A 15,262-nucleotide genomic window follows, 5' to 3' on the forward strand; every position below is an offset into this window, starting at 1 on the left:
AATCGCAGTAGATTTTTTTGGAATTAAAAATGCTTTAGGGACTCGCCCCTAGTTTGTATGCTCGAAGGTACAAATTTCATGGAAATGAGTATTTAATAAAAATACGTTCACTTCACATGACTTACCTACAAATGCTGTGCAATTTAGCAATTTTCACGAAAAAAATTTGTACTTATAACTACAAATAAGCTCCTGCAAAACAAGAGCTTATTCAAGTACAATTTATTACTAAAATGTTTAAAATTTCTAGCGACTATTATCTGTTCGCCAAGAAAGTTAACACGTTTTTCTCAACTCGTTCTAAGACATTATCTGAGACAGATTTTTCGAAAGCTTTACCTGTAACTTTTTCAAAAAGCTCGATATAACGTTCTGAAATTTGATTTACCCACTCTGGAGTCATTACAGGAACTGTTTGTCCTTCTTTTCCCTGAAAATTATTAGCGATTAACCACTCACGAACAAATTCTTTTGAAAGTTGTTTTTGAGATTCACCACTTGCTTGTCTTTCGGCATAGCCGTCCGCATAAAAATAGCGAGAAGAGTCTGGTGTGTGAATTTCGTCAATCAATACAATTTTACCGTCGATTTTACCGAACTCATATTTTGTGTCAACCAAAATCAAACCTTGTTCAGCAGCCATTTGCGTACCTTTTTCAAACAATGCCAAAGTATATTGCTCTAACTGAACATAATCCTCCTCGCTTACTAATCCTTTGGCAAGAATATCTTCACGAGAAATATCTTCGTCGTGACCTTCGTGTGCTTTGGTAGTTGGTGTAATAATTGGCTGAGGCAATTTATCATTTTCTTTCAATCCTTCAGGCAATGTTACTCCACAAAGTGTACGAAGTCCTGACTTGTATGTACGAGCCGCATGACCTGCCAAGTACCCGCGAACGACCATTTCAACAGGAAAAGCTTCGCATTTGAGACCAGCACTTACATTAGGATCTGGCACTGCTAATAACCAGTTTGGAACAATCAATTGTGTAGCTTTCAAGAAATGTTCAGCGATTTGGTTCAATACCTGTCCTTTAAAAGGAATCGCTTCTGGAAGCACTACATCAAAAGCTGAAATACGGTCAGAAGCCACCATTACGAGGAGGTCTTCAAACGAATATACATCTCTTACCTTACCTTTGTAAAAGCCCGTTTGGTTGGGAAAATTGAAATTGGTACTTTTTATTACGTTCATTTTATGTTGGGTAGTATTAAAAATAGCTAAGTATGAGTGTATTATTGGGCTTTCGGTAATCAGCTATGGGCACTCGGCAAAACGTTTTTTGGGTTTCTTAAGAAGCAGAAAAAATTTTGCCTATTGCATAGAGCTTACTGCGGATAAAATTAATGAAAATCAAAACCTTACACTAGCAACATATAATTCAGCACTAATACTTGTACTATTTAAAATCTCTACCGATTGAAGTTACATTTTTTCGATCACAATCGCCGAAGCACCGCCACCTCCATTGCAAATACCAGCAGCACCAATACGGCCACCTTTATGCGTAAGAGCGCTTATCAAAGTTGTAACAATGCGTGCACCTGAAGCTCCCAGTGGATGACCCAATGAAACGGCTCCACCCAAAACATTGATTTTATGTTGGGGAATATCCAACAATTTTTCAAATGCCAAAGGGACAACAGCAAACGCCTCGTTCACTTCAAACAAGTCTACCTCCTCTTTAATCAGTCCTGCCATACGAATAGCTTTAGGCACTGCTACAGTTGGGGTGGTTGTAAACCATGCAGGTTCTTGTTCGGCATCGGCAAAGCCAATAATTTTTGCTAATGGAGTCAATTTGAGTTTTTCAGCCTTCTTTTTTGACATCAAAACCAGCGCAGCGGCACCATCATTCAAGGTAGACGCATTAGCTGCGGTTACTGTCCCTTTTTTCTCAAAAGCTGGTTTTAAGTTAGGGATTTTTTCAAAATTGACATTTTTATATTCTTCATCCTCCGAAATCGTTACAACCCCTTTACGAGTTTGTACTTCGACAGGAATAATCTCGTCTGCAAAATAACCTTTTTGTGTTGCCTCAGCACTACGACGGTAAGATTCAATCGCAAAATCATCTTGATCTTCACGCGTGATACCGTATTTACGAGCAGTTTTGTCTGCAAAGATACCCATTGCACAATCATCATAGGCATCAGAAAGACCATCTTTTTCGAGTCCGTCGACCAAAGTACTTGAGCCATATTTGTAGCCAAAGCGAGCACGAGGCACATAATACGGAGCATTAGACATACTCTCCATACCGCCCGCCACGATAACATCGGCCATTCCGAGCATGATACTTTGCGCTGCAAAGATAATGGCTTTTGCGCCAGATGCACATACTTTGTTGATAGTTGTACAGCGTGTTTCGTGAGGAAGACCAGCTTTGAGGGCTGCTATACGTGCAGGAGCTTGACCCAAATTGGCAGAAATAACATTACCCATGAGTACTTCTTCTACTAATTCTGGTTTGATTCCAGCCTTTTCAATTGCGCCCTTTATGGCAATACTGCCCAGATCTGTTGCTGATAAACTCGATAAAGCTCCGCCAAAACTTCCGATAGGAGTTCTAACGGCTGAGACGATATACACTTCTTGCATAATAAAGTTAAAGTTTGGTATTGTAATGGTGGTTAAATAGTAATCTTAAGATTTACCAAGATTGTTTCATATTAGACTTATTCTTCTTGAGTAATCCCTTTTTTTGCTGAATATACTGTACTTCGTTATTTTTCATAGCTTCTAGGATACTCCTAGCCTTTTCGGGAGAAAGTCCGTAATTCTTAAGCGTTTTCAGCATTTCATCCTGCGCATCTGTATGCTCCACTTCAGCGTGATTGGCACTTGGTGGTGGCATGGATTTAGACTGTTGTTCGGGCTTGGGATCCTCGGAGGCTCCTCGAAATCTAAGTTTTAATAATTCAAAGTTGAAACGGGCAATTTGGTTCTGTGGATTTAGCTTAAGTGCTTCTTTGAAATAGACTAATGCTTGAGCACTGTCTTTGAAGGCACTACTAATTACGCCCAGTTGACAGTAGGTTGTTGAGGACATTTTGTAATCTTCGAGGTGAATCAGCCTTTTGTATAGGCCTTGTGCACGCAAGGTATCTTCGGATAGCAAATACACATGCGCTTGGTTTAGCACAACCTCGGGTGGAGTAAAATAAGAATTGTCCGATATTGTCTGGTAATATTTTACAGCGTCTTTATATCTTTTTTCTCGAAATGCCCTTTCTGACTCTATTTTAGCCAGATTTCGAGCACTTACTTTCGTAAAAGACGCGTTTTCTAAAATCCAGAGGAATATGTAAAAAATAAAATAATTCAACTTATTATACCCTAAGTAATATTTTATGCAAAATTCGTATAAAACTGCGCTATAAAAAACTTTTAACCTAAATTTTCTACAATTGGAAAGCCCTTACTGTAAAAAATACGTCTATGCCTAGCAAAAATAAAGCAACCACCAAAAAGTAAAAATACTTGTTTGCCGTTACCGTGACCGTTCTTTGGTCAATCAAATTGGCAGAAATATTTTCGATTTGTTTGATCAAATCTACAAAGCTATCTGACACACTATGCACTTCAAAATAGCCTCCTCTTGTTTCAGCAGCCATTTTTCTCATCAAATCAGGCTCTAATCTTGTCACCACCACATTTCCATCTTCATCTTTTTTGAGCGACTTACCGTCTTTGATAGTACTACCTTCGGCAGTGCCTACCCCAACTGTAAATAGATTGACTCCATTTCTTCGAATTCTGTTGAGTAAACTATAATCAAGATTGCCAAAGTTTTCACCATCACTCATCAGTACGATAACTTTGGACTTATTGCTTGTTTTGATTTTGGTAAGTTTATCCAACGCTAATTCTAAGGCTGGCGTAAAATTAGTACCTCCAGCAGGTAACAGTTCAGAATTAATTCTCGGAATAAATAAATTGATGGCATTATGGTCAAAGGTAAGTGGAGAAAGCATAAAAGCATCTTCCGAAAATACAATGACTCCTATCCTATCACTCGTAAAATGATTGACAATACGACTAATTTCAAATTTAGTTTTTTCAATTCTGCTGGGCTGAACATCTGTAGCATCCATCGACTTAGAGACATCCACTAACAAAAATATATCTCGACCTTCAGCTCGAATAGTACCATTTATTTCACCAAAAGATGGGTCTAGCAGTGCTAAAATGAGTAAAGTAAAATAGCAACTTCTCAGCACAAACTTTAAGATACTAGACCTAGCCACGGTTTTTAATTTTCTGGCAATTAAAAAAACCCTGACAAGGTAAAAAACATATATGAGAATAAACAGGACAATGAACATTCTCTCGGTTTGTCCCAAATCAGCATTCCAGTTCATATCCTAAAATTGTACAGAACTTGTAAGAAAAGCAAATTTTAACATAGCCAAAGCTAAAATCTCGTTTGCTCACCAATCAAACTCTAACGATTAACTTTGAACGTATGATTACTTCTTCACGCACATAATCATCTGGTTTTTTCATAGCGTCCACTAATAAATTAGCGGCTTTGGCGCCCATTTCATAAGGAAATTGCTCGATACTGGCAAATGGAGGTTTTTCGAGATACTTACAAAAACTTAAATTTGAAAAACTTACAAAAAATATATCTTGGTTGATTATCAATCCTCGCTCTTTGGCAATCTGCATGGCGTCGAGGGACATATAATCGTGGAAAGCAAAAATCGCTTGTGGAGGCACTGCCAAATCCAGCAGTTCATGTGTTTTCTTAACGGTATCTTCAACACTCAAATCTGTAGTTTTTATATAAATCGGATTGAGTTCTATTTGATGTAACTTAAGGGCATTGACGTATCCCATCAATCGCTCATTGGACGACTGCATGGTATTTGGGCCGTTTAATAACGCAATTTTTGTCAACCCTTTGTTGAGCAATAACTCTACCGCCTCAAATGACGCCTGCGTAATGTCGGTATAAACACAACTATTAGGAAGGCTTTTAACGACTCTATCAAAAAACACCAAGGGAATCCCTTTGCGATTTACCTCCAAAAAATGACGATGATTGTAAGTTCCCGAACCCATCGACACGATAATACCGTCGACACCATGTTTCATTAGTGCTTGAATGGCTTGTTCTTCTCGCTCAAAATCATCTCTTGATTGTTGCAAAACAACCCTATATCCTTTCTCAAAAAGTATATCCTCAATACCAGTGATAGCCATTGAGAAAAACTGCTCAGTGAGCCAAGGCACTACAACACCCACGTTTTTGGTAGACTGTTTTTTTAGGTTTATAGCTGTGGTATTAGGGCTATAATTTAGCTCTTTTGCCAACGCCATCACGTCTTCCCGCATCTTCAAACCAATACGTGGATGGTTTTGCAAAGCTCTCGAAACCGTTGAAACTGAGGTTCCTAAGCGCTTCGCTAATTCTTTCATAGTTATCTGACTCATAAGCTTTTATCAATTGTGCAAGCAAGTTAGAACTTTTGCACAAATTGCACAATCGGTTGCACGCTTTTGCACAATCGGTTGCGCAACCAAAAATCTCATTTAAAGCACATTTGAGGCATATTTTGATTGCTTGAGAAAACTATCTTTGTTTAAGGATTAGCTTACCCAATTTCCCAACTATGAAAGATTTGCACATCTCAACCCCTGGCAGAATTTGCTTATTTGGCGAGCACCAAGATTACCTAGGCTTGCCTGTTATAGCTGCTGCCATTTCAAGACGTATTCATATTGAAGGACGAGTTTCAAACACGCCTTCCATTCATATTCAATTACCTGATATTCAGTCGGAGGAATCTTTTCCCCTAATAGAAGCCGTCAACTACCATAAAGACCGAGATTATTTCAAAAGTGTTTTGAATGTATTGAAAAGAGAAAAAGGTATCTCTTTCGAAAAAGGCATAGAAGCAACAGTGTATGGCAATATCCCAATCAATTCTGGCACCTCAAGTTCGTCGGCGTTGGTAGTGGCTTGGACACATTTTTTACTAAAAACAGCCAATTTTCCAATTGATCCAGTTGAAGTTGGACAATTAGCCTATCTAGCTGAAGTAGAAGAATTTGGCGAACCAGGGGGCTGCATGGACGAATATGCCACTTCGATTGGCAATATTATGTATTTGGAAACCAAGCCAAATATTCTGGTAGAAGCCTATCAAGCACCCTTGGGCAAATTTGTCCTTGGCGACTCGCTTGAGCCAAAAGATACTATTGGAATTTTAAAATATGTCAAATTTGGTATGCTCGATGCTATCAACAAAATCAAACAAGTTTATCCAGATTTTCAGTTGAGCAAAGCGCCTATCGAAAGCGCAGAGCAATATCAATCTTTGCTGAATCCAGACGAATATGCACTGTTTTACAGCAACCTTTCAGACAGAGATATTTTGCGCACAGCCAAAACGATGTTTGAAGGAAAAGATACATTTAACGATGTAAAATTGGGACAGTTGTTGAGCGCTCATCAGGACAACTTAAGAGACGCAAAACGAGTTTCTACACCTAAAATTAATAGAATGATAGAAGCCTCCCTTAATGCTGGAGCCTTGGGAGGTAAAATCAACGGTTCAGGAGGCGGAGGCTGTATGTTTGCCTATGCACCCACCAACACCGAAGCCGTGGTAGAAGCCATCGAAAGAGAAGGAGGCAAAGCCTATATCATCGAAGTAGCGGAAGGTTCAAAAGAAGAGATTTAGTCATAAACAGACAGCAAAATATCATTACCGATTTACCAAATAAGTTAGTGGGCTAAATGAAATTCATTTCACCCGCAATAATATGCCATAGGCCGTAAGCTTTAGGCATTAAGCCAAAAAGCTTTTTTTGTATTCATTGGGAATATTTTTGCCGAAAGCCCATTGCTGAAAGTCGAAAGCCAAAAAATGTATCAATTCTGATAACTGATACACTATTAACTAATAACATCTTATTACCATCAACTTATACATCCAATTTTCTATGAAAACGCAAAGAATTGTAATCCTTGCAGGGGGTGCAGCTACTCGCATGAAGAAAGCTGCACCTGACCTAAAAGACCTAGACCCGACTTTGGCTAATCAAGCCGATACGTTGACAAAAGGGATGATTGGTCTGGGGGATTCAGGAAAATCTTTAATAGATTATCAGTTAGAAAATGCCTCAAATGCAGGATTTAATGAGGTTTTGATGTTACTTCATCCAGACGATGATTTTACACAACAGTATTACGAAAAACTAGCGCAAGAAGGTAATAGTTGGGGCATACATTTTGTATTTGCCCGACAACACATTCACGCTGATCGAATAAAACCCGCAGGAACTGCCGATGCTGTTTTACAAGCATTAGCGCAACATCCTGATTGGCAACAAGGGCGAATTGTGGTTTGTAACAGCGATAACCTGTATTCGACACAGGCTTTTGAAGCACTTTGGCATAGTCCAAACCCCAATGCTTTAATCAGCTATGATAGAGATGCTTTAGATTTTCCTTTGGAACGTATCAAAGCCTTTGCCATTGTAGAACCAGATGAAAATAATTGTTTACAAAATATCATAGAAAAACCCTCAGACGAACAAGCTGAAGCTATTGCTCAACGCTATGGTCGCATTGGGGTAAGTATGAATGCCTTTGTTTTTGAAGCCTCAGATTTGTTTCCTGCTTTACAGAAAACTCCTTTTCACCCTGTAAGAAATGAAAAAGAATTACCAACGGCTTTGTTAATTATGAGCAGAGAATTGGGAAAACCTATTTCTTGCATTCCAATGGCAGAAAATGTACCTGATTTAACCTCAAAACAAGATATATTAGTAGTACAGGAATACCTCAAAAAAGTAAAAACATTGACATTACATTAACAAAGACTTCAGAAAAGTCGATACCTCATAATTTACCATTTAAACCCAAATAATTGGCAATGAAAAATAATACACTTCAACGACGCGATTTTATTCAAAAAGGAGGCTTAGCCTTAGCAGCAGGGCTGGTTTTACCAAAAGATGTCTTTGCTAAAAAAGACGATAGAAAAGTGCGCCTTGGTTTTATTGGCACAGGTCTCCGTGGGCGAAACCACCTTGCCAATGCCATGGCATTTCCAGAGGTGGAAGTCACTTGTATTTGTGATATTGACCCAAATGCCATAGCAAAAGCTCAAAAAATCCTCAAAGACAAAGGCCGCAAGGAAGCAGTGACTTATGGAAAAAATGAGCGCGATTTTGAAAACATGGTAAAACGTGATGATATCGACGGTGTAATTATTGCCACACCTTGGGAATGGCACGTACCAATGGCATTGGCTACTATGAATGCAGGAAAATATGCAGGTTTGGAGGTATCAGCCACGGTCAAATTGCAGGAATCATGGGACTTGGTGAATACTTTTGAAAAAACAGGTTCACACTGTATGTTGCTCGAAAACGTATGTTATCGTCGTGATGTGATGGCTGTGCTTAATATGGTAAGAGAAAATCTATTTGGTGAAATCACCCACTTAGAATGTGGCTATGAACACGATTTGCGTCATGTAAAATTCAATGATGGAAAACAAGCATATGGTGGTGGTGTAGAATTTGGAGAAAAAGGCTTTAGCGAAGCCAAATGGCGTACACAACACTCAGTAGACCGCAATGGTGACCTTTATCCTACACATGGTTTAGGACCAGTTGCCGAAATGATTAATATCAACCGTGGAAATCAATTTTTGTATTTGACTTCTATGGCGTCGAAGGGAGTAGCATTGCATAAATACATTGTTGACAAAGGAGGAGCCAATCACCCGAATGCGAAGGTCAAATTCAAACTTGGCGATGTTGTTCAAACAATGATTAAGTGTGCCAACGGTGAAACAATCCTTATTACGCATGATACCAACTCTCCTCGCCCGTATTCGCTTGGTTTTAGAGTACAAGGAGATAGTGGCTTGTGGATGGATGATGGTAACCAAATTTATGTAGAAAACGTATCTGCCAAAGCAGATGTTTGGGAATCGGATGAGGCATATATGAAGAAATATGATCATGGTATTTGGAAAAGATTTGAATCAGAAGCTGTAGGTGCTGGCCATGGTGGTATGGATTATTTTGTTTTAAGGGATTTTATTAATTCTGTCAAAAACAAAACTACCCCTCCTATCGACGTGTACGATGCCGCTGCTTGGTCTGCTATTAGTCCGTTGTCAGAAATGTCGATTGCCAAAGGTTCAGCACCAGTTCAAATTCCTGATTTTACTCGTGGAAAATGGAAAACGAATAAGCCGATTTTTGGGTTTGAAGTGTAGATTTATTGAGTGAGTGGTGATTGAGTGGATAAGTGATTTATTCAGTTTTTAAACTGTTAAAAAGATAAGTCCAAGACTAAGTCTTGAACTAGATATTTCAAGGTTTACTGAAAATAAAAAGGTGGTCGAAATTAATTTTTCGACCACCTTTTTCATGATAAAATTCATAGACGAAAGGCACATCTCTCTTGTAACCTTTTGATTATGAACACCCTCAAATAACGAATACACTAATAACCAATAACATCTAGCTAGAACGTTATCGTATTCACAGTACTTGAGGTTGAAGTCGTGGTGGTTGATTTCAGCGTAGCGCCAGAAGTAGAATAGGTTCCTCCTGTATATAAACCCCATCCCGAAGAACCTCCAACATAGCTACCTCCTGTATATGCTCCACCAAAATAGATTTTATATTGAGCTCCCTTAGCCATACTTGGAGTCGAGACATGGAAATATCCCGAATTAGTTTTAGGCTTGAAGGTTACAATATCTTTACCGTTAGCGTCTTCAATATGAAATAGCGAAGATGTTGCCACCGACGCACTTGATTTGATAAAAAACCCTACTTGAGTAGAAGCTGTTCCCATAGCTTTTGTCATATTACTTGCAGGTTCTGCTCCCATCAAAGTTCCACCATTTACCAAGAAATTTCCGTTTATATCTATATCTTCATTTCCATTAGTTATCACATATCCTCCGCTAATTGTAAAATTACCATTGCTATCTATTGCATCAGAACCTGTCACTATCAAGACACCTCCTGTAACTTTTAAATGACTATTATCGTTTGATTCTGTACCACCCGAAACTGTTCCATAGGATGTATTGATACCATCATTGCTGGCAGTCAGGTTACACACACCACCTGCAATGGTAATGAAGATTGATTCCATCCCTTCATACGATTTGGTCACATTTACGGTACCATCGTTTATCGTGATAGAGGCATCTGATTTGAGTCCATCATCTCCAGCTGAAATATTGAGGGTTCCACTATTCATCACAAAAGCACCATCACTCTTGAATCCTTTAGGATCGCTGGTATTGGCAGAATTATAGGTGTAAGTTGTGCCTGTTGTTGTAATAGTAGTTGTACCACCATTTATAGTTGCTGTTCCATCTACTGTGATACCTTTTGCACCAATTCCAGAACTTGTCATAGTCAAGTCCCCCCCTCTAATGGAGAGATTTTTATCACAATTGATACCAGCAGGAGCATCAATATCAAGATCTGTGGTATTGTAATAGGCGGCACCTGTGGTTGTAATCTTGACTGTACCAGAAGTTAGGGTAAAATCACCTCCTGTTTTGATTCCTTTCGATCCTTTACCAGACACAGTCAGAGTCATAGCATCGGAAGTACCAATAGTGGTATAACTTTCACTTTTAATCGCATTGCCTTTTTCTCCTGAAGTATTTACGGTAATTTTTCCTCCTTTGATTAAGACATAAGGTGTAATCGAAGCATCTGTCCCTTCATATGAAGCCGTAATGCCATCGTCAACACTCGATACACTGATAGTTCCACCATTTACCACAATATATCCTTCATCAGCCTCTATTCCATCGCCAGAAGATGTGACCGATAATGTTCCATTATCCATTTGGAAATAGTCCTTGGCGTGAACACCATCACTAGCAGCCGATTTGACTACGATAATTGCTTCACTGATAGAGATATAGTCGTCGGCCGCGATACCATGTTTGTTATTGCCTGTCACATTCAAAGTACCCGTACCCTGAAAGAGCAATTGTCCTTCGCTAAAGAATGTACCTTTTTGATCTTCGCTACTAGTAGTATAAGTGGCGCCGTCTACCAGCGTATTGGTCGTGCCAGCTACGATATTAATTGTGCCTTTTTTACTAGATTGAACATTAATCGCAGGCCCTACACTATTGGTTAAACTTAGCCCTTTCATGGCGATATTGTATTTGTAATCACTGTACAATTTGAAACTTCCTTTACTGGCAGTTCCTGACAATAAATAGACAATCTCTTTGGTAGTATTTGTCGATTTTACCGTTACATCTGCTCCACTTGTAGTCACAGTAACTCCAGTGCTTTGGTATGGATTACTCACTGAGGCAGTTGTACCCGAATAGGCAATTACCACTGTATCAACCGCTGGAGTAGCCGTCCCCGAACTACCAGCGGTAACTGTAATCGTGATAGTACAGGTCTGTCCACCTAAACTTATATTAAACGTAGCAGTACCAGCAGAAGTTGGTGTTCCAGATATTTTGTAAGTCAACGTACCCGAACCAGCAACAAGCGTTCCAGCCTCCAAGGTAGCAATCAGCCCTTCTACTCCTGTCGAGGATGCTGTGGATACATCATAAGTACCGCCATTCGCACCAGTGTATGCCAAGGTAGCAACACCTGTATAAGCCATGCCACTAACTCCTGATGGAGGAACTACACTACTCAAAGTCAAGCTAGAAAGAGTAGCTTTTGAGGCGACAACTGGCAAAGACAAGGTACACGACTGTCCACCCAAATCAATCGCAAAAGTAGCGGTACCAGCAGAAGCGGGTGTACCCGTGATGACATACAAAGCAGTGCCCGTTCCACTCGTCAATTGTCCTGCTGATAAAGTTGCTGTTAATCCTGTAACCCCTGTCGATGCCACAGGTGTTCCTGCCTGATAGGCAGCACCATTGCCACCTGTGTAAGGGACAGTTGCTGTGGCAGTGTAAGATGTACCACTAGTTGCCGTCGCTGAAAATGTGGCATTACTACAATTTAATCCTGTAATACTCGCTGAGGCAGTAATATCATCAGTCTTACACGACTGGATACTTAAGATGAATGTTAGCAATAGGCTAAACCCAAAAATGATTCTTTTAGTCATGGTATGTGTTTTAGGATTTATATTGGTGCAAAATCTTATATCATTCTGCTAAAATACCAGACCATTATTTTGTGTAAAACGTTACTACTTTTGCTAAAATAGCTAGAGATAATATGTACTCTATTTAGAAATATTACAAACTATTTATAGCTCAACAATACCTTAATCAATACTAAAAAAGCAACACAAAAAAATATAAAACACTAAATTACAGTACATTAGAAATTGACACTATTTCTAATAAAGGGTCAAACAACTGTAATTATGGCATTAGTGCCGATTTTTAATTTGTATACAAAGAAGTACAAAACGTATATTAATTTAGAGCTTAGATAAACGCTTGGGATGTATATTAAAGAACACTTATACTTTTCTCTCCACAAAAACATCCTCCTTCTTGACAAAAAATATCTCTAGTGCTTAAGTAGGATTCATATTTTTTTCGGAACTTTGTCCCCATTACTTATTTGAAACAAAACTATTTAGCCCCAAGCTTGAGTCTAGTCAAGAGCAGCCATCTAGTTTAAGGTATTGTAGTGTCGCAAGAGGAGTTTGAGTAAAACCAAATCTAGTACAAAAGATGTAGTGTTAACCAACCCAAATAAATCAATCCGCAGATTCTCTTTCCCCCAACTTAGGTCCTATTCTTGTCTATTTCCCACACTAAGACTAAATATTTCTTACAAAAACAATTATGGAAATCTTAAAAAGTAGTCGCCTTGACGCGCTCCGCTACGATATTCGTGGTCCCGTTTATGAGAAGGCTCTCCAATTACAACGTGAGGGCTATAAAATCACTTCTCTAAACATCGGCAACCCAGCGGCATTTGGCTTTGAGACACCAGACGAAATCATTCATGACATCATCATGAATATTCGTAATGCTCAAGGTTATGCCGATTCTAGAGGGTTGTTTGCCGCCCGCAAGGCCGTTATGCAGTATTACCAAAGTCGTGGCGTAAGAAAAGTCGAAATCGAGGATGTATTCATCGGAAATGGGGTAAGTGAGTTGATCACCATGGTAATGACTGCTTTGTTGAATAATGGAGATGAAATTTTGATTCCTTCACCTGACTATCCTCTTTGGACTACCTCGGTAGGACTTGCTGGTGGTACGCCTGTGCATTATGTATGTGATGAGGCTTCGGACTGGAATCCAGATCTGAAAGATATCGAATCTAAAATCACCAAGAAAACTAGAGGTATCGTATTAATTAACCCTAATAATCCAACAGGAGCAGTTTACGAAAAAGAAATTGTAGAAGGAATAGTTCGTATCGCTGAAAAACATAAATTGATTGTTTTTGCAGACGAAATATATGATAAAATCCTGTACGATGGAGCTATTCACCACACCACTGCTGGTATGTCGGAGGAGACACTTATCGTAACAATGGGTGGCATGTCCAAAAACTACCGTGCTGCTGGTTTCCGTGGAGGATGGATGGTATTGACAGGTGCGAAACATAAAGCAAAATCGTACATCGAAGGTTTGACTTTTATGGCAAGTATGCGTTTGTGTGCCAACGTAATTACGCAATACGGTATCCAAACAGCCCTAGGTGGCTATCAGTCTATCAATGATTTGGTGATTCCAACGGGTCGTTTGTACAAACAAATGAATTTGACACACGAAAAACTGGTAGCTATTCCAGGAGTATCTTGTGTGAAGCCTAAAGGTGCAATGTACCTTTTCCCAAAATTTGACTTAAAGCAATTCGACTTCAAAAATGACGGTGATTTTGTCTTAAGTTTGTTGGAGGAACAACGTATTTTGGTTGTAGCAGGAACAGGCTTTAACTTCAAAGAACCAGACCATTTCCGAATCGTATTTTTACCACATTTGGAGCAATTAGAATTAGCGCTCGGCAAAATCGGAACGCATTTCGAAAACCACAGAAAAGGTAAACCTAAAAGTTAATTTTTCTGATTTGAAGATTTGAGAATTTGAAGATTTGAAAATTTTTCTTGCAAAAGCATCTGAGTAACCTCAGATGCTTTTTTTTTGTATTTGTCCTATAATTTAATCGATAATACAAAACTCTCTCGCAAACACTTTTGAGCTTTTATAAGTTAAACCTCTAGCTTTCGAACCCTTCTGTTTGAACTTTTACGGGTTTGTTTGTATTTTAGAACTAAAATCTATCTCAATAGTGGTGATTTTACCCTAAAACCAACAATTCAACTAATAAATAGCTTTATTCTTAAGCGCACTAACTTATGCACATCGAAACTTCGACTTTAGACTCGAAACGTACTAAACTGTATATCTTTCTTTTTGGAATATTCCTTACCAATGCCATTGTAGCCGAAATTGTTGGTGCCAAGATTTTTTCAGTAGAAAAAACTCTGGGTTTTGAACCTCTTCACCTCAATACCTTTTTTGGCATTTGGGACTTAAACCAAACTGCGGGAGCGCTCAACTGGCCATTTGTCTTTATTACTTCCGATATTATCAACGAATATTTTGGTAAAAAAGGCGTAAAACGTATTTCTTATTTGACGGCTGGTTTTATCGCCTATAGCTTTTTGATTATTTACGGTGCAACCCTACTAGTACCAGCAGACTTTTGGCTGGATGTCAACAAAGGCGACCATAACTTCAATATCAATGAAGCTTTTGCCAAAATCTTCCGTCAAGGATTAGGTATTATCACAGGTTCATTAAGTGCATTTTTGATTAGTCAAATTCTGGATGCGTATGTGTTCCATTCGATTAGAAAAGTAACAAAGGGAGAAAAAATTTGGCTTCGTGCTACAGGTTCTACCTTGGTTTCGCAGTTGATAGACAGCTTTGTGGTAATTGGTATTGCCTTCGTGGTATTTGGTAACTGGACAATAGACCAATGGATTTCTACTTCTTTGAACAATTATCTATACAAATTCTTCTCGGCGATTCTTATGACACCATTAATTTACTTAGCCCACAATCTGATTGATGGTTATTTAGGAAAAGAACTATCCGACCAATTAATTTCTGAGGCAGGTCAGCAGGAATAAATCAAGAATTTTAATAAGATACAATAATGAGCCTCAAATAGAACCTTAATGGTATCGTCTGAGGCTCATTTGCTTTGGAAGAAATTCGCAACTGAAATCCTCTCTTCATCCCCCTTTCCTCAAACCATCCTCCCAATTCCCTAAATTAACTTTTG

At 38.9% G+C, this 15,262-nt stretch carries 11 protein-coding genes; 5 read left to right on the forward strand and 6 right to left on the reverse strand.

Features of this window, described 5'->3' with window-relative positions; genetic code table 11:
• Positions 1–256: 256 nt before the first annotated feature.
• From QM524_RS10765 to QM524_RS10785, 5 genes are all read right to left on the reverse strand, one after another.
• Positions 257–1,198, reverse strand: coding sequence for a phosphoribosylaminoimidazolesuccinocarboxamide synthase (locus QM524_RS10765; protein WP_283344583.1), 942 nt, complete (start codon positions 1,196–1,198; stop codon positions 257–259).
• Between the two features lie 231 nt (positions 1,199–1,429).
• Positions 1,430–2,605, reverse strand: coding sequence for an acetyl-CoA C-acyltransferase (locus tag QM524_RS10770; protein WP_095163485.1), 1,176 nt, complete (start codon positions 2,603–2,605; stop codon positions 1,430–1,432).
• Positions 2,606–2,657: 52 nt separating this feature from the next.
• The gene (locus QM524_RS10775; protein ID WP_205749541.1) at positions 2,658–3,149 is read right to left on the reverse strand and encodes a tetratricopeptide repeat protein; all 492 of its coding nucleotides are present in this window, start codon (positions 3,147–3,149) and stop codon (positions 2,658–2,660) included.
• 259 nt (positions 3,150–3,408) lie between these two features.
• On the reverse strand, positions 3,409–4,254 hold the full coding sequence (locus tag QM524_RS10780; RefSeq protein WP_166576821.1) for a vWA domain-containing protein: 846 nt from the start codon (positions 4,252–4,254) through the stop codon (positions 3,409–3,411).
• A gap of 190 nt (positions 4,255–4,444) precedes the next feature.
• Positions 4,445–5,446 (reverse strand): LacI family DNA-binding transcriptional regulator, encoded by a 1,002-nt coding sequence (locus QM524_RS10785; protein WP_283344584.1) that lies wholly within the window; start codon positions 5,444–5,446, stop codon positions 4,445–4,447.
• Between the two features lie 179 nt (positions 5,447–5,625).
• Here QM524_RS10785 and QM524_RS10790 point away from each other — a divergent pair, with 179 nt between their 5' ends.
• From QM524_RS10790 to QM524_RS10800, 3 genes are all read left to right on the forward strand, one after another.
• Entirely contained in the window at positions 5,626–6,699 is a 1,074-nt protein-coding gene (locus QM524_RS10790; RefSeq protein WP_283344585.1) for a GHMP family kinase ATP-binding protein, read from the forward strand.
• A gap of 262 nt (positions 6,700–6,961) precedes the next feature.
• Positions 6,962–7,837 carry a sugar phosphate nucleotidyltransferase gene (locus QM524_RS10795; RefSeq protein WP_283344586.1) on the forward strand — a complete coding sequence of 292 codons (876 nt, stop codon included), beginning with the start codon at positions 6,962–6,964 and terminating at the stop codon, positions 7,835–7,837.
• Between the two features lie 59 nt (positions 7,838–7,896).
• Positions 7,897–9,255, forward strand: a complete 1,359-nt coding sequence (locus tag QM524_RS10800; RefSeq protein ID WP_283344587.1) for a Gfo/Idh/MocA family protein — start codon at positions 7,897–7,899, stop codon at positions 9,253–9,255.
• Positions 9,256–9,506: 251 nt separating this feature from the next.
• Here the strand turns inward: QM524_RS10800 and QM524_RS10805 are convergent, their stop codons facing one another.
• A complete protein-coding gene (locus QM524_RS10805) occupies positions 9,507–12,107 on the reverse strand; it encodes a carbohydrate-binding domain-containing protein (RefSeq protein ID WP_283344588.1) in 2,601 nt (866 codons plus the stop codon).
• A gap of 694 nt (positions 12,108–12,801) precedes the next feature.
• Between QM524_RS10805 and QM524_RS10810 the strand changes: the two genes are divergently transcribed.
• Both QM524_RS10810 and QM524_RS10815 read left to right on the forward strand, forming a co-directional pair.
• Positions 12,802–14,028, forward strand: a complete 1,227-nt coding sequence (locus QM524_RS10810; protein ID WP_283344589.1) for a pyridoxal phosphate-dependent aminotransferase — start codon at positions 12,802–12,804, stop codon at positions 14,026–14,028.
• A 299-nt stretch (positions 14,029–14,327) separates the two neighbouring features.
• On the forward strand, positions 14,328–15,107 hold the full coding sequence (locus QM524_RS10815; RefSeq protein ID WP_095163476.1) for a queuosine precursor transporter: 780 nt from the start codon (positions 14,328–14,330) through the stop codon (positions 15,105–15,107).
• The last annotated feature ends 155 nt before the right edge of the window (positions 15,108–15,262 follow it).

This window comes from Flectobacillus roseus (genome assembly GCF_030056595.1).
Taxonomy (GTDB): Bacteria; Bacteroidota; Bacteroidia; order Cytophagales; family Spirosomataceae; genus Flectobacillus; species Flectobacillus roseus.

Bases quoted from the DNA above. Each gene is read 5' to 3' on its own strand.
- QM524_RS10790 (WP_283344585.1), top strand. From the start codon at position 5,626: ATGAAAGATTTGCACATCTCAACCCCTGGCAGAATTTGCTTATTTGGC.
- QM524_RS10770 (WP_095163485.1), bottom strand. From the start codon at position 2,605: ATGCAAGAAGTGTATATCGTCTCAGCCGTTAGAACTCCTATCGGAAGT.
- QM524_RS10800 (WP_283344587.1), top strand. From the start codon at position 7,897: ATGAAAAATAATACACTTCAACGACGCGATTTTATTCAAAAAGGAGGC.
- QM524_RS10765 (WP_283344583.1), bottom strand. From the start codon at position 1,198: ATGAACGTAATAAAAAGTACCAATTTCAATTTTCCCAACCAAACGGGC.
- QM524_RS10805 (WP_283344588.1), bottom strand. From the start codon at position 12,107: ATGACTAAAAGAATCATTTTTGGGTTTAGCCTATTGCTAACATTCATC.
- QM524_RS10815 (WP_095163476.1), top strand. From the start codon at position 14,328: ATGCACATCGAAACTTCGACTTTAGACTCGAAACGTACTAAACTGTAT.
- QM524_RS10785 (WP_283344584.1), bottom strand. From the start codon at position 5,446: ATGAGTCAGATAACTATGAAAGAATTAGCGAAGCGCTTAGGAACCTCA.
- QM524_RS10795 (WP_283344586.1), top strand. From the start codon at position 6,962: ATGAAAACGCAAAGAATTGTAATCCTTGCAGGGGGTGCAGCTACTCGC.
- QM524_RS10810 (WP_283344589.1), top strand. From the start codon at position 12,802: ATGGAAATCTTAAAAAGTAGTCGCCTTGACGCGCTCCGCTACGATATT.